The organism is Chryseobacterium sp. GP-SGM7 (genome assembly GCF_049166575.1).
In the GTDB taxonomy this organism is placed as follows: domain Bacteria; phylum Bacteroidota; class Bacteroidia; order Flavobacteriales; family Weeksellaceae; genus Chryseobacterium.
This window is the reverse complement of record NZ_JBMHFF010000001.1, coordinates 805,203-826,492: the sequence shown is the minus strand read 5'-3', so window position 1 is coordinate 826,492 and position 21,290 is coordinate 805,203. Positions and strand designations below refer to the sequence as shown.

At 32.8% G+C, this 21,290-nt stretch carries 24 protein-coding genes; 8 read left to right on the top strand and 16 right to left on the bottom strand.

Translation table 11 applies throughout. The features are described 5' to 3' along the window. The first annotated feature begins 520 nt into the window (after positions 1 to 520). Positions 521 to 2,011, top strand: a complete 1,491-nt coding sequence (locus ACOOWA_RS03720; protein WP_421373294.1) for a S41 family peptidase — start codon at positions 521 to 523, stop codon at positions 2,009 to 2,011. Between the two features lie 5 nt (positions 2,012 to 2,016). Beyond that, positions 2,017 to 2,577, top strand: a complete 561-nt coding sequence (locus ACOOWA_RS03715) for a YdcF family protein (RefSeq protein ID WP_421373293.1) — start codon at positions 2,017 to 2,019, stop codon at positions 2,575 to 2,577. 53 nt (positions 2,578 to 2,630) lie between these two features. Here the strand turns inward: ACOOWA_RS03715 and ACOOWA_RS03710 are convergent, their stop codons facing one another. Together ACOOWA_RS03710 and ACOOWA_RS03705 are read right to left on the bottom strand one after the other, a co-directional pair. After that, positions 2,631 to 3,233, bottom strand: coding sequence for a hypothetical protein (locus ACOOWA_RS03710; protein ID WP_421373292.1), 603 nt, complete (start codon positions 3,231 to 3,233; stop codon positions 2,631 to 2,633). Between the two features lie 85 nt (positions 3,234 to 3,318). Beyond that, entirely contained in the window at positions 3,319 to 3,813 is a 495-nt protein-coding gene (locus tag ACOOWA_RS03705) for an RNA polymerase sigma factor (protein WP_421373290.1), read from the bottom strand. A 161-nt stretch (positions 3,814 to 3,974) separates the two neighbouring features. On the opposite strand from ACOOWA_RS03705, the gene ACOOWA_RS03700 reads away from it, so the two are divergent. Next, positions 3,975 to 4,805 (top strand): alpha/beta fold hydrolase, encoded by an 831-nt coding sequence (locus ACOOWA_RS03700; RefSeq protein WP_421373289.1) that lies wholly within the window; start codon positions 3,975 to 3,977, stop codon positions 4,803 to 4,805. A gap of 211 nt (positions 4,806 to 5,016) precedes the next feature. Here ACOOWA_RS03700 and ACOOWA_RS03695 read toward each other — a convergent pair whose 3' ends face one another. The 3 genes from ACOOWA_RS03695 to ACOOWA_RS03685 form a co-directional block, all read right to left on the bottom strand. Continuing rightward, positions 5,017 to 6,645 carry an NADP-dependent glyceraldehyde-3-phosphate dehydrogenase gene (locus ACOOWA_RS03695; RefSeq protein ID WP_421373287.1) on the bottom strand — a complete coding sequence of 543 codons (1,629 nt, stop codon included), beginning with the start codon at positions 6,643 to 6,645 and terminating at the stop codon, positions 5,017 to 5,019. Positions 6,646 to 6,801: 156 nt separating this feature from the next. After that, the gene (locus ACOOWA_RS03690) at positions 6,802 to 7,401 is read right to left on the bottom strand and encodes a TonB-dependent receptor plug domain-containing protein (protein ID WP_421373286.1); all 600 of its coding nucleotides are present in this window, start codon (positions 7,399 to 7,401) and stop codon (positions 6,802 to 6,804) included. Between the two features lie 94 nt (positions 7,402 to 7,495). After that, complete coding sequence (locus ACOOWA_RS03685) at positions 7,496 to 7,882, bottom strand: hypothetical protein (RefSeq protein WP_421373285.1); 387 nt, start codon at positions 7,880 to 7,882, stop codon at positions 7,496 to 7,498. Positions 7,883 to 8,191: 309 nt separating this feature from the next. On the opposite strand from ACOOWA_RS03685, the gene ACOOWA_RS03680 reads away from it, so the two are divergent. Next, the gene (locus ACOOWA_RS03680) at positions 8,192 to 8,692 is read left to right on the top strand and encodes a hypothetical protein (protein WP_421373283.1); all 501 of its coding nucleotides are present in this window, start codon (positions 8,192 to 8,194) and stop codon (positions 8,690 to 8,692) included. 26 nt (positions 8,693 to 8,718) lie between these two features. Here the strand turns inward: ACOOWA_RS03680 and ACOOWA_RS03675 are convergent, their stop codons facing one another. From ACOOWA_RS03675 to ACOOWA_RS03655, 5 genes are all read right to left on the bottom strand, one after another. After that, entirely contained in the window at positions 8,719 to 9,741 is a 1,023-nt protein-coding gene (locus ACOOWA_RS03675) for a cytochrome-c peroxidase (RefSeq protein ID WP_421373281.1), read from the bottom strand. Beyond that, positions 9,734 to 10,033 carry a type II toxin-antitoxin system RelE/ParE family toxin gene (locus ACOOWA_RS03670; protein ID WP_421373280.1) on the bottom strand — a complete coding sequence of 100 codons (300 nt, stop codon included), beginning with the start codon at positions 10,031 to 10,033 and terminating at the stop codon, positions 9,734 to 9,736. Before ACOOWA_RS03670 ends, ACOOWA_RS03675 begins: the two co-directional genes overlap by 8 nt. Beyond that, positions 10,023 to 10,358, bottom strand: coding sequence for a hypothetical protein (locus tag ACOOWA_RS03665; RefSeq protein WP_421373279.1), 336 nt, complete (start codon positions 10,356 to 10,358; stop codon positions 10,023 to 10,025). The genes ACOOWA_RS03670 and ACOOWA_RS03665 overlap by 11 nt, the downstream gene beginning before the upstream one ends. 101 nt (positions 10,359 to 10,459) lie before the next feature. Further along, positions 10,460 to 11,047 carry a hypothetical protein gene (locus ACOOWA_RS03660; RefSeq protein WP_421373278.1) on the bottom strand — a complete coding sequence of 196 codons (588 nt, stop codon included), beginning with the start codon at positions 11,045 to 11,047 and terminating at the stop codon, positions 10,460 to 10,462. A 35-nt stretch (positions 11,048 to 11,082) separates the two neighbouring features. Beyond that, positions 11,083 to 11,841: an NAD(P)-binding domain-containing protein gene (locus ACOOWA_RS03655; RefSeq protein WP_421373277.1), complete on the bottom strand. Its 759-nt coding sequence runs from the start codon at positions 11,839 to 11,841 to the stop codon at positions 11,083 to 11,085. A 426-nt stretch (positions 11,842 to 12,267) separates the two neighbouring features. Here ACOOWA_RS03655 and ACOOWA_RS03650 point away from each other — a divergent pair, with 426 nt between their 5' ends. After that, complete coding sequence (locus ACOOWA_RS03650; protein WP_421373276.1) at positions 12,268 to 13,089, top strand: alpha/beta fold hydrolase; 822 nt, start codon at positions 12,268 to 12,270, stop codon at positions 13,087 to 13,089. 235 nt (positions 13,090 to 13,324) lie between these two features. Here ACOOWA_RS03650 and ACOOWA_RS03645 read toward each other — a convergent pair whose 3' ends face one another. The 4 genes from ACOOWA_RS03645 to ACOOWA_RS03630 all read right to left on the bottom strand — a co-directional run bounded on the left by ACOOWA_RS03645 (position 13,325) and on the right by ACOOWA_RS03630 (position 17,641). Then, positions 13,325 to 13,516, bottom strand: a complete 192-nt coding sequence (locus tag ACOOWA_RS03645; protein WP_421373274.1) for a cold-shock protein — start codon at positions 13,514 to 13,516, stop codon at positions 13,325 to 13,327. A gap of 423 nt (positions 13,517 to 13,939) precedes the next feature. Continuing rightward, complete coding sequence (locus ACOOWA_RS03640) at positions 13,940 to 15,106, bottom strand: zinc-dependent alcohol dehydrogenase (RefSeq protein WP_421373273.1); 1,167 nt, start codon at positions 15,104 to 15,106, stop codon at positions 13,940 to 13,942. Positions 15,107 to 15,136: 30 nt separating this feature from the next. Further along, positions 15,137 to 17,278 carry a catalase gene (locus tag ACOOWA_RS03635; RefSeq protein ID WP_421373272.1) on the bottom strand — a complete coding sequence of 714 codons (2,142 nt, stop codon included), beginning with the start codon at positions 17,276 to 17,278 and terminating at the stop codon, positions 15,137 to 15,139. Positions 17,279 to 17,416: 138 nt separating this feature from the next. Further along, positions 17,417 to 17,641 carry a hypothetical protein gene (locus ACOOWA_RS03630; RefSeq protein ID WP_421373270.1) on the bottom strand — a complete coding sequence of 75 codons (225 nt, stop codon included), beginning with the start codon at positions 17,639 to 17,641 and terminating at the stop codon, positions 17,417 to 17,419. A gap of 346 nt (positions 17,642 to 17,987) precedes the next feature. Here ACOOWA_RS03630 and ACOOWA_RS03625 point away from each other — a divergent pair, with 346 nt between their 5' ends. Next, positions 17,988 to 18,395 (top strand): hypothetical protein, encoded by a 408-nt coding sequence (locus ACOOWA_RS03625; protein WP_421373269.1) that lies wholly within the window; start codon positions 17,988 to 17,990, stop codon positions 18,393 to 18,395. Between the two features lie 138 nt (positions 18,396 to 18,533). Here ACOOWA_RS03625 and ACOOWA_RS03620 read toward each other — a convergent pair whose 3' ends face one another. Next, positions 18,534 to 19,130: a Crp/Fnr family transcriptional regulator gene (locus ACOOWA_RS03620; protein WP_421373267.1), complete on the bottom strand. Its 597-nt coding sequence runs from the start codon at positions 19,128 to 19,130 to the stop codon at positions 18,534 to 18,536. Between the two features lie 354 nt (positions 19,131 to 19,484). Between ACOOWA_RS03620 and ACOOWA_RS03615 the strand changes: the two genes are divergently transcribed. Together ACOOWA_RS03615 and ACOOWA_RS03610 are read left to right on the top strand one after the other, a co-directional pair. Next, entirely contained in the window at positions 19,485 to 19,949 is a 465-nt protein-coding gene (locus tag ACOOWA_RS03615; RefSeq protein WP_421373266.1) for a PA2169 family four-helix-bundle protein, read from the top strand. Positions 19,950 to 19,970: 21 nt separating this feature from the next. Continuing rightward, entirely contained in the window at positions 19,971 to 20,198 is a 228-nt protein-coding gene (locus ACOOWA_RS03610; RefSeq protein ID WP_421373264.1) for a hypothetical protein, read from the top strand. A gap of 72 nt (positions 20,199 to 20,270) precedes the next feature. Here ACOOWA_RS03610 and ACOOWA_RS03605 read toward each other — a convergent pair whose 3' ends face one another. Then, a complete protein-coding gene (locus ACOOWA_RS03605; protein ID WP_421373263.1) occupies positions 20,271 to 21,023 on the bottom strand; it encodes an SDR family oxidoreductase in 753 nt (250 codons plus the stop codon). Between the last annotated feature and the right edge of the window lie 267 nt (positions 21,024 to 21,290).

Genomic DNA, 21,290 nt, shown 5'->3' with positions numbered 1-21,290 from the left:
AAAATTTAAGATTCAAATGTAAAAAACTTTCTTTAAGTTTGATACTCTTTCATCAATGACGCATAAAAATGAATTTTACTTTTTTATATTTTAATTTTTTAAACTAAGTTAACCGCAAAAGAGGTAAAGAATAATTTTGAAAATAGAAATCTACAAGCTTTCAAAACATAGAAATCTCAAATTATATAGTTTTGTACGCTTTTGAAGAACTTCGGGAAATCAAATCTTTTATTTCTTTTGAGGTTTAAAAAAATCATCTAATAAAATCCAAATTATATTAAAAATTCTTTATCAATGTCCGTAATTATTAATAACTTAGTTTTCAACAGTTTTTTTATCATTCTGAAAAAATCTAAACTACATTATTTTCCACCTGTTGAGATTTCTACGAAATAACAAAATGACCGCTGAAATTAGCATCATACATTTAAAAAAAATTAAATTTGCTTATCAAAAAGCTAAAACCTTGAAATATTTTTTATCCATTTTATTTGTTCTTTCGGTTTTTTCATGTAACCCTGTGAAAAAGTATAACGAACAAAGATTAAGTTTGATTCAGCCTGAGAAACTTCGTGAAGATGTTGATTTCGTTTACCGAAAACTACAGGAATTGCATCCCAATCTGAATTGGTATATTTCAAAAAAAGAACTCGATTTTAAGTTTGACAGTTTAAAAATGACGATCAATACACCTTTAACTTCCACTCAATTTTATTTTAAATTACAGCCAATTGTTGCGAAAATCCGTGAAGGACATTTATCGTTGAAGATTCCTGCGAAAAGATTTTCAAAGAGAGAAATTAAAGCTTTAAAAAACAAAAAAGGTCTTTTCGGAAGGTTTGAATATTATGCAGAAGATAATCATTTGTATTTTATTGAAAACAAAGATTCCATTCAAAATATACAACCGGGAACTGAACTTTTGAGCATTAATGATGTTCCGGTTTCAGATTACATGAAAAAATATCGTGAGCTGATCAGCAGTGATGGTTACAATGAAACTTTTTATAATCATTATTTAAAAGACGTTTTTTTTAATTTTTTTGTTGCCGAGAAAGGAATCATGGACAGTGCAAAAATCGAAACGCTTTACAAAAACGAAAAACAAATTCTCACTTTAAAGCGTGAAACAAAGGATAAAAAAGATCTTGAAAAAGATAAAGCCGAGAAAAAACGTACTCCTGAAAAAAAACTGAATGATTATGTTGCTTCAACAAGTTCTTACAACAGGAATTTTAAATTTCTTGATAAAGACAGTACAATTGCCTACATAAAAATTAAAAGTTTCTCCAGAACGTTCGCCAATAAATTTTATAAAGAATCTTTTGCAAAAATCAAAAATGCAGAATCCTCTTACCTCATCATTGACATCCGTGAAAATTACGGTGGCTCATTGTATGAAATCAACCAACTGTATTCTTATTTAGCTCCGGAACCGTTTGTTTTGATTAAACCTTCGCAATTGGCTTCAAGAAATACACCTTTAAAAACGAATTATTTCAGAAAATCAAATCCTCTCGAATACACGCTTAAAACTTTGGCTTATCCCGGATATTTTTTATATCAAACATTAAATGTTTACAAAGGAAAAGACGGTATTGCCTATTACAAAATGAAAGAAAGCAAACCGACGAAGCCAAAAGATGATGTTTTTAAAGGAAAGGTTTATGTTTTAATTAATGGCGGTAGTTTTTCGGCATCATCGATAATTTCATCTAAATTAAAATTTGATAAGCGTGTAACTTTAGTTGGTGAAGAAACAGGCGGTGCAAACGACGGAACGGTTGCAGGATTTTACTCTTACCAGAAACTTCCAAATTCCAAAATAGATTTACCGATCGGATTGCTCTTGGTTCAGCCCAATATTACTTTTGAAAACACTCAGAAAGGTGTTGTTCCAGATGTAGAAATTGAGGAAAGTATGCAGGACATTATTGATAAAAAAGATTTGGAACTTGATTGGGTGAAAACTGATATTCAGAAATTGAAAGCCAATAAAATTCACGATTAAATTAAATGAAACATATCATTAAAGGTTTAAAAATTATTTGTTTTATCATCTTCGTATGGTTTATTATTCATTCTGTGTACATTGTTTCTGATGGCTTATCAGATAAAGGAACAATTGCCGATGTTGCAGTAATACTTGGTAATAAAGTGAATGAGGATGGAACTTTATCTGAAAGACTTGAAAAACGTCTTGAAACTGCAGTCGACCTGTACCGAAATCATCGAGTAAAAAAATTGATTGTAAGTGGCGGTTTGGGAAAAGAAGGATTTTATGAAGGTTCGAAAATGAAAGAATATCTCATCAGCAAAAACATTCCTGATTCTGTAATTACTGTTGATAATAAAGGAGATAACACAAGATTGAGTGTCGAAAACACTTTAGAAATTCAGAAGAAATATTCTTTTAAAAGTATCATTGTTGTATCGCAGTATTTTCATGTGACAAGAACTAAAAAATTATTTGAAGAAAAAGGATTTGAAGATGTGAACAGTGTAAGTCCGAGATATTTTGAATGGCGTGATTTTTATTCTATTCTTCGGGAATTTCCGGCTTATTATACACAATAATATTAGTCAAAAAATAATCGACGAACTTCCCAGTCCGCCGAAATATTTTCAAACTATTTTTTAAGTTTGCTCAGAAGATTCTCAATCTGACTGACATATTTTCCATAAAAGCTTTTATACCAATATTTACCTAATAAAAACAATCCGAAAAGACCTATTGCCACTGCAGAAATCAATATCGTTGCAATTCGCAGATCACTTAACGGTTTTGGATGCGGAATAAATTCAATCACAATAATCATTTCACAGACCAAAAACGGAACAAACGAAAGTATAAATGAAAGATAATATTGTTCATTTAATTTAAATTGAAAAAGTAAATCCTGCAAAGACTCATATGTTTTCATCATCGGACTGCTAATTTCTTTGTACAGTTTAAAAAACTTACTGAAGAAAAAAGAGACTACGATTACCATTGAAAAAAGCAGAACCGTTAAATAAAATTTAAACTTAAATAATGGTGCGTCAGGAAAAGGAATCCACACGACGGCAAATCCGAAAAGCAATATTCCTATTGTCGACCAGAATTCCATTCTCATATTTTTTCTGATTTTTTCTAAAGGAAGATTAATTTTTTGCGACTGCTCTGTTGAAATTTCCGGTGTTTCATCAGAAACATCTTCATTCCATGTATTTTTTAGGTCATCTATATTCATAATGTTTGTTTTTAATTCTTGGCTGGAAGTTGGAAGATGGGTGTTGGAAGTCTTCAAGTTTCAACCTTCCGGCTTCTAACCTATTTTACTGTTTATTACTTAAAATTTCTTTCAGTTTATTTTTGGCGCGGTTCATTTTTACTCTTACGTTTCCTTCTGAAATACCCATTTGTTCGGAAATCTCTTTTCCTGAAAAGTCTTCGAGATAATAAAAGATAAATGCTTTATCGATCGGGTTTAGCTGATTAATGGCTTTGTACATTTCTGCCAGCTTTTCTTCTTTTTCCAAATCATATTCGTCCTGAACAATTTTATAATTAGAAAAATCTTCGTTGGCAATAAAACTTCTTTTCTTCTCAGATTTCAGGAAAATAATTGCCGTATTTAATGCAATTCGGTACAACCAGGTTGAAAATTCACTTTCTCCTTTGAATTTCGGGTATGCCTTCCAAACCTGATATGTAATTTCCTGAAACAAATCGTCACGATCGTCTTTATCGTCCATATACATTTTAGAAATCTTAAAAATGATTCCTTTATGCTTTTCGATTTTGTTTATAAATTCCTGTTGTAAGGTCATTTTTTTGTTCCGCTCTGTAGAGTTAGTATCACATTAAAATATTTGTTACAATTTTTTTAAGATATTTAAAATTAATTAAAAAACAGATACCACATCTTTATTTCACACTTGTGGTGGCTCAAAAATTGTGTTTATTCAGTACATCACAAAAAAATATCAATATGCCTTACATTACAAAACAAGAAAACAAAGATTTTGAACTTTACTACGAAGATTTCGGTTCCGGACAACCGATTATTTTAATTCACGGATGGCCTTTAAGTGGAAAATCCTGGGAATTACAGGTTCCTGTACTTTTAGATTTAGGGTACAGAGTTATTTCTTACGACAGAAAAGGTTTCGGAAAATCTGCTCCGTCTTCAGATGGCTATGATTATGATTCTTTAACCGCAGATTTACATGAACTCATTACTCAATTAGAATTAAAAAATGTTATTCTTTTCGGATTTTCAATGGGTGGTGGCGAAGTAGTTCGTTATCTAACAAATTACGGCTCTGAAAACGTGGATAAAGTAGCATTAATTTCTTCCATCATTCCTTTGGTAAAACAAAAAGATGACAATCCGGATGGAGTTGCTGAAGAAGAATTATATGGAATTTTAAACAGTCTAAAAACTGATAGAGTAACCTTCCTGGAAACTTTCCATAAAAACTTTTACAATTACGGACTATTATCACAAAAAGTGAGTCAGGCACAATTGAATTATGACTGGAGTATTGCATCTTGCGCATCACCAATTGCTACAATAAAATGTGCAGAAAGCTGGGCAAATACAGATTTCCGACCAGAATTGGCAAATGTAAATGTAAAAACGCTGATCGTCCATGGCGACAATGACCAAATTGTTCCGATAGAAACTTCCGGACAACAGGCTGCTAAAGGAATTGCAGACAACGATTTTGTTACTGTTGAAGGTGCTCCACACGGATTAAATGTTACTCATGCAGAACAATTGAATCAAATTCTTACAAAGTTTTTGACTAATAATTAAAGTCTTTTTTCAATAGATCTGATTTAATAATCAGAAACCCGCAATAATTTTTATTGCGGGTTTATATTTTTAATTATCAATGAAGTAATAAGTTGTTTTAACGGTTTATCTGTCATTCTGAAAGAATCTCAACATACTGAAAACAAAGCAGTTTTGATTTTTACTAAATAATAAAATGAACGATGATTTTAGCTTAAAAACAGATTTCAGATTAAAAAATATAATCCGTACTCAGGAAATTAGAATCATGGTCTCTTACAATCGTATTCAGCAATTCTTTATTGGAATCTGTAATTTTTGTTGCCACTAAAGAACGAATCGAGAACGAACGTAGTGCATCAAAAACAGAAAGCGTTCCTTCTGCACTGTCTTTTCTTCCTGTAAAAGGGAAAACATCGGGTCCTCTCTGAGCCTGACAATTGATATTTACACGGCTTACCAGATTCACAAAAGGATCAATCAATTGTGAAACTTCAGTTGCATCTTCACTGAAAATACTTACCTGCATTCCGTGATCGGCATTTACCTGATAATCGATAGGTTCTTCAATATCATCAAACGGAACAACAGGAATTACAGGACCAAACTGTTCTTCGTTATACAGTTTCATTTCACTATTTACAGGATAAACAACTGCCGGGAAAACAAAAGATTCTTCTGTAAATCCGCCATTTTCATTAAGAACTTTTGAACCTTTCGACAAAGCATCATTAATGTATTCTTTCAAATATAATGGTTTATTGACTTCCGGAAGCGGAGTTATTTTCACATCTTTTTCCCACGGAAGACCAGGTTTTAAAGCTGAAACTGCAGCTGTTAATTTTTGAATAAACTCTTCCGCAACATTTTTTTGTACGAAAATTAATTTCAGAGCGGTACATCTTTGTCCGTTGAAAGAAAGTGCTCCTAGAATAATTTCGCTTACAGCGATGTCGAGATTAGCATTTTTAGTAACGATGGCTGCATTTTTTGCATCTAAACTTAAAATCGCTCTCAGACGGTTAACTTTCGGATGCAGCTTTTTTAATCCATTTGCGACTTTACTCGAACCAATAAATGCCAAAACATTTACTTTCCCGCTTTCCATGATTGGGGTGATAATTTCCGAACCCTTTCCGTATAAAGTATTTACCGTTCCTTTCGGAAAGGCTTCTTTAAATGCTTTTAATAAAGGATAATGCGCTAAAACACCATGTTTTGGAAGTTTAAACAAAATTGTGTTTCCCATAATTAAAGCAGGAATCAATGTTGTGAAAATCTCGTTTAAAGGATAATTAAATGGTCCCATACTCAAAACAACGCCAAGCGGAGCTCTTCTGATTTGTGCAATTGTTCCTTCCGCCTGTTGGAAACATGAAGATTCTCTGTCTAAATCTTTCAGCGCATCGATTGTCTGGTTGATATAATCTACCGTTCTGTCGAATTCTTTTGTGGAATCTGCCAAAGTTTTCCCGATTTCCCACATCAGTAATCTGATTACCAAATCACGCTCTTTGATCATTAAGTACACAAATTTCTGCATACATTTAATTCTTCCTTCCACAGACATTGTCGGCCACTCTCCCAATCCGTTATTGTAAGCTTTTACCGATGCATCTAAAACATCCATTGCTTCTTTCGGACTGATATTGGGAATGCTTCCCAACAGTTTTCGTTCTAGACCGTTTTCTGTTTTAATGCAAACTGGCGAATAAATTTCGGTTACATCACCATTCCACTTTACCAATTCTCCGTTAAGAAGATATTCTCTTTGATGGATTTCGGGAACTTTATATTCTTCAGGAATTTCATTTTCTGATTTGAACAGATCACGAAATGACGATTCATTAGATAAACTCATAAATTATTCGATTTTAATAGTTTTGAAATTTGAAAGAATAAAGTTAGACCTAAAAATTCGTTTTTAAAAGAAACGAGTAATAGATTTGTTCTATTTAAAGGGTATTTTAATGATTATTAAAATTAAATAAATCGATTCATTGGTAAAAATTGAATTCTACTTTTTATCTCTGAATCTTTTTTTCATTGTTACTAAAATCACTCCGTTTTTTGCTTTACTTCCATAGATTGCAATAGCTTGTACTCCTTTCAATATATCTATTTTTTTAATCTTCTTTACATCAAAATCTTTAATATTTTTGGCATCAGTAATTTTTCCGTCAACCAACCAAATCGGCTCACTGCTGTCATAAATTGATGAAGGCATACCTCTTGTTGATGCAGTTACATTTTGAGAATCTGATGATACACTAATCAGCTTACCCTGAATTTCTGAAAGAGCTGAGATTTTTACTGAATCTTTTTCCTGAGCATGTAAAGAAACAATTCCTCCTGCAGTTAATATAAAACCAACGGCAAACTTTGAAAATAGAGCGTTGATAAATGAATAATTCATATTTCTATTGAGTTGCGAATGGTAAAAATTTCCGCAGATATTCTTTGATTCGGATTTAGATAAGATTTCTACAATCTTATCATCAGAATCATTGGTAAAATCTCTGACTGTTTTTGAGCAAACCGAACAGAATCTACCTTTTTCATGTTGAGTCATTGCTTCCCAATTTTCATGACAGGGTTTTTTTATCGTAATTTTCATCGTATCTTTTTGTTTAAAGATGTTTTATTTGATAAAAAGGTTGGAATTGATTATTATTTAAACCAAAAAACTCAGCATTGCGCTGAGTTTGATTCTATTTTTCTGTTGATTTCACTGCCCAGAAAACCAGTAAAGGCTGCATAAATAATCTTGCTAATCTTTTCCCGTCGGTATTGAGTCCGAAACTGTTTCTGTTGTTTTTATATTGGGCAATATTTCCCGGAAAAACTGCCGTAAAAAATGCTCCTGAAATTTTACCAACAATGGATTCATACTTTTTGGGAGTCGCAATAATCGTCGATCCTAAAGCAATTTCTGCAATTCCTGAATACACAACGGTATCATCTTTGTCGAGTGGAACCCAATTCGGAACCTGTGCCTGAAATTCTTTTCTTGCAAAAGTAAGGTGACCGATTCCTGCTGTTATAAGCATAGCTCCGAGACCGTATTTTGCGATTGTTTTGATGGTGTCTGCTTTCATAATGTATATTTTGATGTTGTGAAGTCAAGAATGATTCCAATTTAAAATTTTTCCTGAACAAACTTGTAATTAATTTAGGGAGTTACATAAATAACAATATGAATGTCAGAAATAAATTAAGTTATCATCAAATAATCACTATTTATTCGAAAAATCAGATCCAAAATCAGGTAAATCTATTCCAAAAACACATCATGATTTTTACTAAAATCAATTTCTTTCGAAAAGCAAGAGATAATTTTTTATGATTTTATTTATATTTGAAATATTCAATCAGGATAAAAAAGTTGGAGAGAAAAATACAATTAAATGAAAGAAGAAAGTATCAATAAGTTAAACGGTCTGTTTTCAAACTTAAAAACAGAGGAGCAGAAACGCAAAGAAAGTCTGGAAAAAAAGAAAAGCGAAGACGATCTGTTTATTGAAGGTTTTAAAACATTGTGCAAAAACTTTATTGATCCTAAAATGCAGGAATTCAGAAGAATGCTCAGACAGAATGATTTTGGATGTAAAATAACATTCAGCGATGAAAATAAAACCGGCTTAGGAATCAATTCTCAAACCAATATCAAGCTTCAGATTTCAAGAAATGTAGATTCTAATTTTTATACAAATGATAAGTTTCCGCACATCATGTTTATTGCTGATAAAAATTTAAAAAGAATCAGCGTGCATCAGGACACAATTTTCCAAAACGGAACCGGAAGTGCAGCAATGAAAGAACAGTTTTATACACTTGAAACCCTTAATGAAGATAGTGTAGAAAAGGAAATTTTAGAGTCGATTGAAAATATTTTAGTGAATAAATAAGTTTGAAACCTGATTTGAAAATTTACTTATTTTAGTTTTCTATATTTCAGATCAGAAACCAAAACAGAATCATTCAAAGCAGCCAGAAACGCCAGCAAATCTTCCTTTTCTTTTGGATTAAGCACAATGGGTTTTTGTAGTTGTTTAGACAAAGTCGCACTTTTTTCAATTCCATTTTCATAATGATCTAAAACTTCATATAATGTTTTAAATCTGCCGTCATGCATGTAAGGATAAGTATAAGCAAGATTTCGCAAACTTGGAATTTTAAACATCATTTTATCGGAAGACTCAAACGTTTTGTTCCATTTTCCGTAATCTTTTAGTTCGGAATTATAAGATAGTCCGTTATTGGCAAATTCATACGTTGAAAACAAGGGTTCTTGATGACATGAACTGCAGTTTTGCTTAAATAATTGATACCCATTTTTTTCAGATTGAGTAAATTTTGCTTTTCCCAGCTTTACTTTATCATATTTTGAATGAGCCGATACAATCGTCAGCTGAAATTGTGAAAGTGCTTTCATCAAACGCTCAGAAGTCGCCAAACTGTCACCAAAACTCTTGTAAAAAAGCGCTTTATATTCTTTAGATTGATTAAGTCTTCTTACAGCAACATTAATATCTTCGCCCATTTCTTTCGGATGATTGATCGGCGCTAAAGCCTGAACATCGATATTGATAACCGAACCGTCCCACATAAATGTTTTTTGCCAAGCCAGATTAAAAATTGCTGGAGAATTTCTGTCACCAATTCCGTCTTCAATACCTTTGCTTAAATGATTTCCTGCATGAGAAAAAGCCTGATTCGACAAATGACAAGTTGAGCATGAAATGGTATTATTTCTTGATAAGACAGGATCATAAAACAGTTTTCTTCCTAGCTGTACTGTTGAAGACTCCAACGGATTTTTATTGAAATCATAAACAGGCTTTGGAAAATAAGTGGGATAAATCAAGGATAAATCCTGCAGACTGTATGAAAATATCAACAGCAAAAAACTGATGGCTAAAAAAAGTTTTAGCTTAGAAAATACAGATTTAATCATTTACGGATTGATAGTTTTCATCAGGGTTTTGGAAGTTTTGAAGAATACGGATGATAACTAATATATCATATTCAATGAAGTAAATGAGAGAATTATGTTTCGTTATCAAAACTTTGTGATATTTTGTGTCTTCGTATCTGTTAAAAACAACATTTCCTTCACAGATTATGTCAACTATTTCATCTAATTTCGTTAGAAAATCTTCAAAAACTTTTGTGTTCCATTTTTTGAGCAGATATTCTTCAATATTTCTTAAATCAGAAAGCGATTCATCCGAAAACTTAATTTCCATCTTTATACTTTTCTAATCGTAGCCTTGCCGCTTGCATCACATCTTTATAGTCATGTGTACGTCCATTTCGAAAATCCTCTTCAGAACGTTTTAAAGATTCCAGAATTTCCTCTTTGGTTTCATTTTTCCATACTTTAGGTTCAATAGTTTTTGAAATAACTAAAAGCTCTTCCGGGGTAAATCTTTTCTCCTTTAATTTTTTGAAAAATGTAGGTTTTTTAATTCCTGATTTTTCAATAATATATGACATTTTGAAAGGTGAGTTTTTCAGAATCTCATCAATATTATTCTGAATCTCTATATATTTTTCTATTTCTGCTATCATAATATTATTAATTTAAGTATAATTTTATGAGACAAATTTAATCATTTATTCAAACTAAAGTAAACAAATTGTCGGCAGACAGTTTAAAATATTTAATAATCTTAATTTTTACTTTTTTTCTTCTTTTTTGAAGTAATAACTACCGCTCCAAATCTCGCATTATCACCATAAATCGCTCTTGCCGATTTTTCATCGAGTACTTTAACCGATTCTATATTTTCTTGATTTAATTTTTTCATTTTATCTTCAGAAATTCTAAACCCGTCTAAAAATATTTTTGGTTGCGTAGATTCTATATCTTCTTTAGATGGCATTCCCAACCAACCAGATAGACCAATTGTATCATTCACTTTACGAAAACCACTAAAACCTTTTTTTAAATCGATTTTCTTTATTTCTTCATCAGTTTTTAATTCCTGTGCATCAATTGTATTTGAAAAGCTCACACTTGCAACCAGACCCAACGCAAATCTCCCGAAAACGGATAATGCTATATTTCTATTTAATTGGTCATCTTTAAAGTTTCCACAAATATTAAAATTAGATTTGATTTCTTCATATATTTCTTCATCAGAACAATGAGTAAAATCTCTGACTGATTTATTACAAACCTGACAAAACTTACCTTTTTGATCAGATGTCATTGCGTCCCAGTTTTCATGACAAGGTTGAGGAATATTTAATTTCATAATGTATTTTATTTTTCTCCTAATTTAACTAATATTTACAAATGAAAATACCTCGGATCTGGATATTGAAACTCAAAATTTAATTTTTCAATTAATTTTGCAGAAGAAATTGTTCTTCCGACTGCTGTTCTAGTTCCCTCATAATGCAAATTTTTCTGAGCATTAATCACCTCTTCTTTGTTGGGATGAATTGGTGCTACAATATTGTAAACTTCAGATTCAGACTTTTTATCCAGCATTTTTTGAATGACAGAACAAATATCTGCGTAATGAATATGATTCACCAACTGATCCAGATTAGAAATATTATAATTCTTTAAAAGTCTTTGATCTCCCATTAATCCGCCCAATCTCAAAATATTGGTTTGTGGGAATTTATCTAAAATAAAATTTTCACTTTCCACTCCTTTTGCAGGTTGATCGTCTTCTGTAAATTCTTGTTCTGTCTCAGGATAAACACCTGTCGAACTTGTGAGAAATAACTGCCCTTTAAAATCTCCGAGGAAGTTCAGCAGGTTTTGGCGTTTGTCATTCATCGGAATTTGAACACCTCTGATCCCTGAAAACGGCATGCTGATAATGATGGCATTCAGTTCTTTTGCCGCTTCCCACTCTCTCATTTCCGGATTAAGCTCGTTATGAAAACTCACCAACGTTGTGTGATACCCTTTTGATCGTAAATCTTCAATTTTAGATTCTGTGGTGCTTGTAGCAAAAATTTCGTATTGATTTGATAATCGTTCTGCAATATGATTTCCCAACCAGCCGCAGCCGATGATGCCTATTTTTTTCATTTAATACTCTTATTAAATTTTAAAAGTGTTGTTTAAGAAATCAAAAATATCATTTTAATGCTTATTTTTCTAAAAAATACTGATGATTTTCAGTATCGTCAATGTTTTACTTTAATAAAAAATATTTCAAAAATTTATTAATTATATTTTATAATACAAAGAATATAAAACCTATGAGCATGAAGTCATTCATGTTGGAAACCAAAAGGTAAAAAACACTTCATTTATTATGAATACAGTTAGTTGTTCCAATTTTAATTGAAACAGGCAATATTAAAAGAAAAAATTGCTCACAGTAGAGCTGCACAAATAAAAAAATAACGAAAACAAACGATATTATCTTACATCAAGGTCAAAATGATTTTACCAACCTACATTTGCTAAAGAATTAAAACATAATACTAATCAAGTAAACAAAATTAAATTATGAGCACACTTACTTTAAAAGACGGAACAGAAATTTTTTACAAAGATCAGGGAAAAGGACCGGTTTTGATGTTTCACCACGGATGGCCTTTGTCTTCTGACGATTGGGATGCACAGGTGATTTTCTTTCTACAAAGAGGTTACCGAGTAGTGACGCATGATAGAAGAGGTCACGGACGTTCCAGCCAGGATATTTATAATCACACGATTGACCAGTATGCTTCTGATGCTGCAGAATTGGTAGAATTTTTAGACTTAAAAGATGTCGTTCACATCGGTCATTCAACTGGTGGTGGCGAAGTGATCCGTTATGTAGCCAAATATGCCAACGGAAGAGCTAAAAAAGCAGTTTTAATCAGTGCAGTACCTCCAATTATGGTGGCAAGTGATGAAAATCCTGATGGTGTTCCGATGTCTGTTTTTGATGGTATCAGAGACCAGACTTTGAACAACAGAAATCAGTTTTTTATTGATTTGACTTTCCCTTTTTATGGCTATAACCGAGAAGGTGCAGATGTGAAAGAGGGCGTACAAAGAAACTGGTGGAGACAGGGAATGATGGGCGGAATTGTAGCTCATTATGACGGCATCAAAGCGTTTTCTGAAACTGACCAGAGAGGAGATTTAGAAGCAACTGAAATCCCGGTTTTGGTAATGCACGGTGAAGATGACCAAATTGTTCCTTTCCAAAATGCGGCTTTGAAATCTATTAAATTGTTGAAAAGCGGAACTTTGAAGACGTATCCCGGTTTCCCGCACGGAATGCCGACTACGGAAGCTCCGACGATCAATAAAGATCTTTTGGAGTTTATTGAGGCTTAAACTTTCTGCATTTTTACCAATAACTTTAAAATTATTTATATCAGATTTATAAATAATCAAAGTTTTAATAGATTCACAAAAATAAAGAGACTTCATCTGATGTATAATGAAGTCTCTTTTTAATGTTTCTTGTGTAGAATTTTTAAATAATATCACAAACTTTTTAGAAATAAAAAGAGCAGAAAACTTATTAATTATCTGCTCTTCTTAATCATATGTGTTTAAATTAATGTAGTTACGCTATTTTAACGTTTACTGCATTAACACCTTTGTTCCCATTTTGTAAATCGAATGTTACGACATCATTTTCACGAATATTATCTACCAAACCTGAAGTGTGTACGAAAACTTCTTGTCCACCATTTGATGGAGTAATAAAACCAAATCCTTTAGTTTCGTTAAAGAATTTTACTGTTCCTTGTTGCATTGTATAAGTATTAAAAAATTATTGTATTCTTTTTGCAGGATCATCCCACTGCTTTGATCAAAATCAAAACGATAATAAACTTTTGAAAAAATTATGGATGTATAGAATTTAAGAGTGAAAATCAAACTTCTTAAAAGGTAGAGCACCTAAAATATTAATGACAAAAATTGCGAAAATCTTTTAGTAAAAATTAAAAATAGGCTAACTTTAATTTCAAATTTATACCGACAAGCGCTTTATTATTTTACAAATATATGTTAAATAATTGGATTCTACAATTATTTGATTAAAATATATCCCTGAATTTTATTAATTTAATAAACCACCCTTCAGTTGTACGGAAAATTTCATCTAAAATTTAAACATAAAATAAGTCATGCATAGTTTTATACATGACTTATTTTTTGCTTTAAAAATAATCGTTTACATCCAAGGATCCAGAACAACCTTTACACAGCCATCCTGTTTTTTATCAAAAATTTCATAGCCTTTTGCTACGTCGTTTATGGATAGTCGGTGCGTGATAATATCGTCTAATCTTACTTCTCCGTTTTCAACATGTTTCATCAATTTGTCGATAATCGCATGAACAGGTGCTTGTCCGGCTCTTAGAATAATTCCTTTGTCGAAAATCTGTCCGAGCCTAAAATTATCATAATTCACAGCATACACTCCTAAAACAGAAACTGTTCCGCCTCTTCTTACAGCACTCATACAAGCTTCAAGAACTTTCATAGAACCTTTTTCAAAATTGATAACTGCTTTTGCTCGGTCTAAAAAATTACGTTCAGGCTCAAAACCTACTGCATCAATACAAAGATCGGCTCCTCTCCCATTCGTCATTTCTCTGATTTTCTCAACTGTACTTTCGGCATCTTCCCACAAAATGGTTTCGCAACCTGTCAATTTTTTAATCTGGTCTAAACGATATTGCAAAGTATCAACAATAATTACTTTACCTGCATTTTTAAGAATAGCACTTTTAACTGCCATAGAACCAACCGGTCCCGCTCCAAAAATTGCTACCGATTCTCCGCCTTTTAATTCACCCCACATTACTCCGGTATAGCCTGTCGGAAATATATCTGTTAGAAACAAAGCCTGTTCATCCGTTAAAATATCAGGAACTTTTCGCGGACCAAAATTCGCATAAGGAACTCTTACGTACTGTGCCTGTCCGCCATTATAACCTCCGTACAAATCGGTATAACCAAACATTCCGCCCCCTTTTTCGCTTAAAATTCCTCCTTCCGGACCATAATTTTCAATATTTGAATTTTCACATCCTCCCGGAAGGTCATTTTCGCAAAAATAACAGCATCCGCAAGCAACAGGAAACGGAACAACTACTCTATCGCCTTGATGCAAATGAGTAATATTCCTTCCTGTTTCTACAATTTCTCCCATAAATTCATGTCCCATTACCATGGGTCTGGGTTGTGGAATTCCGCCTGAATACATGTGAAGATCGCTTCCGCAGATTGCAGTGGAAGTTACTTTTAAAATAATGTCATTTTCATCCTGAATAATGGGATCGTCGACGGTGTCGCAGGTAATTTTACCCGGTGCGTGAAAAACTGCTGCTTTCATAATAATTATATTTTGTGATTTGGTTGTATTTTATTTAATTCCGTTTCTCTGTTTTTCAAAGTCCCATGCTCTGTGCGAAGCAACAGCTTTGATAAAGTTTTCATCTCCGTTTGAACTTTCCTCAAGAATGACCGCATAATCTTTATGATTTAATTTAAAAATATCGGTCTGCTCGAATATCGGCTTTGTATTTTCATCAAAGAATATGGCTTTACAATGTCTGAATGCTTCATTGACGAACTCCACTATACTGTTTTTATAGTCCGGTTGAAGCCAGTTTTGCGAAGAAGTTTCTCCCGGTGCAACATAAACAGCATCAAAACATACACTCATCGTACTAGAAATTGAATGCAGCGGAACAATTAATGATCCGTCGTCCGCTTTTACCGGAGCAATTTCCGGGGCAACAAACTGTATAACACCACCCTCTTTTTCAATCTTATCTAGAAAATCGCTCACTCTTTTTCCGTCGCATCCGTCTGCTACAAGCACTGCAATTATTCTTGATTCTATTGAATTTTTAGCCGTATTTTTCATGCTTAAAGCATCAGAAACTTTAATTTTCGGTTCACGCTCCTCACTTTGCAGTGTTGCAGGATCTGCATCTGCAGGGATACTTCCATTCGGCTGTTCGAGAGCTTTCACTTCAACACCTAATTTTTCAGCAACGATTTGAGCTAATTCTTTATTAACAAAATTCAGCTGTCCCACCATTCTTTCTCTGATCGCATGAATGGTAACTTTTGTCAGTTCAAATATCAATGCTTTCTGAAGATGAGTTTTTTCAGGCTCTGATTGACTGCTGTAGAATAATTTTGCCTGAGAATAGTGGTCTACAAAAGACTGACTTCTTGCTCTGATCTTGTTTCCGCTGATTTTTTCACCGTAAGACGCAAATCCGCCATCTTTCATCATTGCCTGAAACGGACAACCGCCGCCAATAGAATTGGGTTCGTAGCTTACTTTTCCTTTCGCAATCTGCTGTCTCATATGACCGTCGCGCTGATTGTTGTGAACCGTCTGAACTGATCTGTTGATAGGGATTTCATGGAAATTAGGTGATCCTAATCTTGATAACTGTGTATCGGTATAAGAAAATAATCTTCCCTGCAACAACGGATCATTGGTAAAATCGATTCCCGGAACGATGTGTCCCGGATGAAATGCAATCTGTTCTGTTTCAGCAAAAAAGTTATCCGGATTTCTATTTAAAGTTAAAGTTCCAAAAGTCTCTACAGGAACCAATTCTTCAGGGATAATTTTAGTAGGATCTAAAAGATCGAAATCAAAATCATGCTCGTTTTCTTCGGGAACAATCTGTACTCCAAGATCCCATTCCGGGAAAGCACCGTTTTCAATTGCTTCCCAAAGATCTCTTCGGTGAAAATCGGGATCTGCTCCAGAAATTTTCTGAGCTTCCGGCCAGGCTACAGAATGAACTCCCAATTTGGGTTTCAAATGAAATTTCACAAAGAAAGAAGAGCCTTCACTATTGATAAATCTGAAAGAATGTACACCAAAACCTTCCATCATACGTAAACTTCTAGGAATTGCACGGTCGCTCATCAACCACATAATCATATGCATACTTTCAGGCATTAATGAGATAAAATCCCAAAAAGTATCATGTGCGGAAGCAGCCTGAGGAATTTCGTTATCGGGTTCAGGTTTTACTGCATGAACCAAATCAGGAAATTTCATCGCATCCTGTATAAAAAAAACAGGCATATTATTCCCCACAAGGTCATAATTTCCTTCTTCAGTATAAAATTTAATCGCAAAACCTCTCACGTCTCTTGCCAGATCTGTACTTCCTCTGCTTCCTGCAACGGTAGAAAATCTTACAAAAACAGGTGTTTCTTTTCCCGCTTCAGATAAAAATTTAGCGCAGGTATATTTCTCCATGCTTTTGTGAAGCTTAAAAACCCCGTGAGCTCCTGATCCACGAGCGTGAACAATTCTTTCCGGAATTCTTTCATGGTCGAAATGAGTGATTTTTTCCCTTAAAATAAAATCTTCCAGAAGGGAAGCTCCACGTTCTCCGTCTTTCAGAGAATCCTGATTGTTATTAATTTTAAGTCCTTGATTGGTGGTGAGTTTTTCATCAGAATTATCAGTTTTATAGTAGTTTAACTGATCTAATTTTTCATTTTGTGGTCTGTTCTTATCCATATTAATAATTATATTTAAATGATGATATAGAAATTGAAAACTAAGTTCAACCTCAAAAAATATGCGCCTCATCAACAAGATAAAAGTATGAGTGAATGAAATGAGGCGCTGAGTAAAAAATTGTTTTACAAAAGAATTTTATCTATTTACAGAAGTTCCCGCAGAATCATTTGTTATAGTGGATGATTCAGCATTTAATGGAGCATTCTGAATTGTTGAATCTGAAGGAGGTAAAGCCATGGATGTATCTGATCGCAAAGTATTTGAAACAGTAGAATCACTGGTCTGAAGGTCGGTTTTTTCTTTAGAACAACTCATAAGAAGTGCACCTGCGACCATTGTTATAAGAACATAAGTTTTCATAATTTTAAAATTTATATTGATTGGTTTAATCAAATATAGACGTTTAAATTTCACTTCTGTTATGACCGCAATCATAGGGCTGAAATCATTCAAAACAAAATATACCACATCACTGCATAAGTTGAAAATAGATTTCTACAGTGGTCTTATTCTTGAATGAAATACAGTATTAATTATCAGATTGCTGCTCAACACAGAAAATTGGCTGCGAAAAATATACAGAAACATTATTCTTGAGTTACCGTGAAAACATTTAATGATAACAGTAAAGGATGTATGACAACTATTACTAAGTATAAACAGTCAGCAAAAAAAATTAATTATCAAATCTTTAAAAATAAATAGTATGCTTAAAAAAATGCTCGCAGGATTAGGAGGAGCCATCGCTCTCAACCTTCTGCACGAAATTTTAAGAAAAAACTTTGACAATGTACCTCACATCAATGAAGTTGGGGAAGAAGCGTTAAAAAAAATGACAGATTCTACCGCTCTTGAAATTTCAGATCCGGATAAACTGTACGCCGCAACATTAGCCGGGGATATTATTAGTAATGCCATTTATTACGGAACTACGGCAACCAGTTTTAATTTCACAAGCGGAATCGCAGCGGGAGTCGGAGCTGTAGTTTTACCACAAAAAATGGGCTTAAATGACGAACCAGTCGCAGAAAATAATAAAAAGAAAATAATGACTGTCGGTTATTATCTTTTTGGAGCTATTGTTACCAAATTTATTTATGATAAAATAAAATAAAAATTTCCCTCTGAAAATCAGGGGGAAATCATTTTTTAACATAAAGCCTAACTATATGGATGATATATCTTTATGCTATTGTAAATTTAAGTGTTCAACCAAGTCATTTTCTATGCGTTCAGTCATAGAAAGATTATTTTAAAGACAAATTCTTCCTTCACAGATTTTCACTAAATTTTCCTGTTCCAGTTTTTTCACCGTTCTGATAACCGTTTCTACCCTCAAGCCTGTAAGATTTGCAATCTGTTGTCTCGAAAAAGGCACAACAAATTTAAATGGTTCTGTAATTTTGTGATGAGCTTTCAGAAATTCAAGTACCTTATATATACGGTGAGACGGCGCATTGACAGACATTGTCGTCAACATTTTATGTCGATAAAACATTCTTTCGGCATTATGGCGAAGCAAATTCTGCATAAGATCTTTATTTCGATCAAGCATTTTCATAAAATCTGATTTTCCCTGCTTAATAATTATAGAATCGTTGAGACACTCAGCGTTAATACAGTATGGAACTTCATAATGAAGAAAAGTTTCTGAAAAACAGTGTCCTGCCGAAGGAAGACTGTGAATAAATTCTGAGCCGTCGTCTCTATATGTATTGAGTTTTACGAGTCCAGACCGGATTTGATAATAGTATTTTGGCATTGAGCCTTCATAAAAAATAATTTGTCCTGCTTTGTATTCGTTAATTTCCGCTCCATTTTCAAGAAGAATATCTTCGTCAATTACCATAAAAAATTTGAAATTGTAATAAGTTGATAAACAAAATCTCATGAAAGTGAAACCTTATTTCCACTTGTGCGATTTGTCCACCGTAAATGTAGACTTAATCATTACAAAAGTTTATGATTAGTAACATAAACGTAATATTTAGTTGAATATATTAAGAAAGAAAATTATTTTCAGCAATACATACCACACATTATATGTACGGCATAGTAATTGAATTTAACAGATCACACCACTACACATATATTATTATGATTTCAAATTGCCTGTATTTTTACAGGCAATTTTTATATCTTTTCGTATACCACATTGTTTCTCAAAGGCATATTTGTTGTTTTAACATCATCAAAAAATATTATGGACAATTCAAAAACAATATCGGTACTCAATGATTTATTGCAGATTACGAATGATCGAATAAAAGGTTTCGAAAGTGTGGAAGGGAAAGTTTGGGAAAGTTATTCTGATTTAAAAGGAGAATATGATAAAATGATTTCACAATCAAAAATTATGAAAAATGAAATTATAAATTTGATTACAGAACGGGGTGGAAATCCTTCAGACAGCGGATCTGTTGCAGGAAGTCTTCACAGAGCCTGGATTAATATTAAAAATTCTCTTCCGGTAACCAACAATGATCAGGAAACTCTGCAAAATGTAGTTTTTGGTGAAAAGCATGCCATTGAAGCCTATGAAAACGCCTTGAAAAGTGGAGATTTATGCTCTGAAAGTTCATCTGTCATTGCTGATCAGCTTCACAGCCTGAGAACATCTTACCATCAGTTTAATAATATTGAACATTACAAAAGCAAAGAAGATTAATCATTTCTAAAACCAAATTACATGAATTACCAAGAAGCCTTACAGCACAAAAAAGAATCATTACAAAACGCAGACGATTCTGTATTGAAAATGTTTCATCTTGTGATTGCTCCTGCCAATACCGATGAAAGTAAAAAATTCATCGATGATTTTATGAAAGATCCTGAAAAATTTGATGATGAAAGCTGTAAAAAATATTCTTCAGACGGATTTTTTGAAGTGGTGAGTTTTAATAAAGAAGAAAAATAATTAAGTTTAAATTATAACAAAAACGGCAAGATAGTTCTTACCGTTTTTTCATTTTAAAATGTCAAATTAATGTTATCCGTTAACGATAATTCCGCCATTCGGATGGAGAACCTGTCCTGTAATCTGCGCAGAAGCTTCTGTTGCAAGAAATAAATAACTTGGCGCAATTTCTTCTGTCGATGCATTTCTTTGTAATGGCGGTTTGTTATCATCTTCCTCTTTTTCGTCAAAAGTTTCTTTCGTTAATGGTGTGGCAACAGGACCGGGTGCAACTGCATTTACCCGGATTCCTTTTGGTTTAGATTGCAATGCCAATGATCTCGTGAAAGAAACAATTGCCCCTTTTGATGCAGAATAATCTAAAAGTTCTTCATGACCTTGATATGCAGTTGCAGAAGTGGTATTTATAATACTGCTTCCCTCTTTTAAATACGGAAAAACAGCTTTTGTTAATAAAATCATTCCAATAATATTTGAGTTAAAAGTGGTCCGAATATCTTCTTCTTTTAATTTTGAAATATCATCCTGCGGAGTTTGTGTTCCCGCATTATTGACTAAAATATCAATGCTTCCGAATTTTTCGACAACTTCTTTGGTAGATTTTTCGCAAAAATCATTATCGTTAATATCTCCTTTCAAAACAATACAGTCACTTCCTAAAGCAAGAATTTCTTTTTTGGTTTTTTCCGCTTCGTCATCGTCACTGTGATAGATAATGGCAATATTTGCTCCTTCTTCTGCAAAAAGCAAAGCCGTTGCTTTGCCTATTCCACTTCCTGCTCCCGTAATGAGGGATGTTTTGCCTCTAAGTTTTAAATTATTCATAGTTTTATTATATGGTTTGATCTTTTTTATTAATCATAATTGCTAACCGATTTTGGAAAGCAAATTTTAAATATATCTAATACATAAATGAGAAATTGCATCACTTTTATTATAAATTTTATCTGATGGTCAGTTTTAATATTATCCAATTTAGAAATTTGAAATCTTTTGTATTATGCTTATAATCATGATAAACACTAAAAAAAAGATTAAATACCACATCTTGATCATTTTATTGTTGATGGTCTGAAAATTGTAATTTTCACC

Coding starts and splice junctions, on each gene's coding strand:
- ACOOWA_RS03685 (WP_421373285.1), bottom strand. CDS start 7,882: ATGAAAGCAGACACCATCAAAACAATCGCAAAATACGGTCTCGGAGCT.
- ACOOWA_RS03690 (WP_421373286.1), bottom strand. CDS start 7,401: ATGAAAATTACGATAAAAAAACCCTGTCATGAAAATTGGGAAGCAATG.
- ACOOWA_RS03650 (WP_421373276.1), top strand. CDS start 12,268: ATGAGCACACTTACTTTAAAAGACGGAACAGAAATTTTTTACAAAGAT.
- ACOOWA_RS03630 (WP_421373270.1), bottom strand. CDS start 17,641: ATGAAAACTTATGTTCTTATAACAATGGTCGCAGGTGCACTTCTTATG.
- ACOOWA_RS03670 (WP_421373280.1), bottom strand. CDS start 10,033: ATGGAAATTAAGTTTTCGGATGAATCGCTTTCTGATTTAAGAAATATT.
- ACOOWA_RS03695 (WP_421373287.1), bottom strand. CDS start 6,645: ATGAGTTTATCTAATGAATCGTCATTTCGTGATCTGTTCAAATCAGAA.
- ACOOWA_RS03615 (WP_421373266.1), top strand. CDS start 19,485: ATGGACAATTCAAAAACAATATCGGTACTCAATGATTTATTGCAGATT.
- ACOOWA_RS03655 (WP_421373277.1), bottom strand. CDS start 11,841: ATGAAAAAAATAGGCATCATCGGCTGCGGCTGGTTGGGAAATCATATT.
- ACOOWA_RS03710 (WP_421373292.1), bottom strand. CDS start 3,233: ATGAATATAGATGACCTAAAAAATACATGGAATGAAGATGTTTCTGAT.
- ACOOWA_RS03660 (WP_421373278.1), bottom strand. CDS start 11,047: ATGAAATTAAATATTCCTCAACCTTGTCATGAAAACTGGGACGCAATG.
- ACOOWA_RS03610 (WP_421373264.1), top strand. CDS start 19,971: ATGAATTACCAAGAAGCCTTACAGCACAAAAAAGAATCATTACAAAAC.
- ACOOWA_RS03640 (WP_421373273.1), bottom strand. CDS start 15,106: ATGAAAGCAGCAGTTTTTCACGCACCGGGTAAAATTACCTGCGACACC.
- ACOOWA_RS03675 (WP_421373281.1), bottom strand. CDS start 9,741: ATGATTAAATCTGTATTTTCTAAGCTAAAACTTTTTTTAGCCATCAGT.
- ACOOWA_RS03605 (WP_421373263.1), bottom strand. CDS start 21,023: ATGAATAATTTAAAACTTAGAGGCAAAACATCCCTCATTACGGGAGCA.
- ACOOWA_RS03625 (WP_421373269.1), top strand. CDS start 17,988: ATGCTTAAAAAAATGCTCGCAGGATTAGGAGGAGCCATCGCTCTCAAC.
- ACOOWA_RS03645 (WP_421373274.1), bottom strand. CDS start 13,516: ATGCAACAAGGAACAGTAAAATTCTTTAACGAAACTAAAGGATTTGGT.
- ACOOWA_RS03705 (WP_421373290.1), bottom strand. CDS start 3,813: ATGACCTTACAACAGGAATTTATAAACAAAATCGAAAAGCATAAAGGA.
- ACOOWA_RS03715 (WP_421373293.1), top strand. CDS start 2,017: ATGAAACATATCATTAAAGGTTTAAAAATTATTTGTTTTATCATCTTC.
- ACOOWA_RS03635 (WP_421373272.1), bottom strand. CDS start 17,278: ATGGATAAGAACAGACCACAAAATGAAAAATTAGATCAGTTAAACTAC.
- ACOOWA_RS03620 (WP_421373267.1), bottom strand. CDS start 19,130: ATGGTAATTGACGAAGATATTCTTCTTGAAAATGGAGCGGAAATTAAC.
- ACOOWA_RS03665 (WP_421373279.1), bottom strand. CDS start 10,358: ATGATAGCAGAAATAGAAAAATATATAGAGATTCAGAATAATATTGAT.
- ACOOWA_RS03700 (WP_421373289.1), top strand. CDS start 3,975: ATGCCTTACATTACAAAACAAGAAAACAAAGATTTTGAACTTTACTAC.
- ACOOWA_RS03680 (WP_421373283.1), top strand. CDS start 8,192: ATGAAAGAAGAAAGTATCAATAAGTTAAACGGTCTGTTTTCAAACTTA.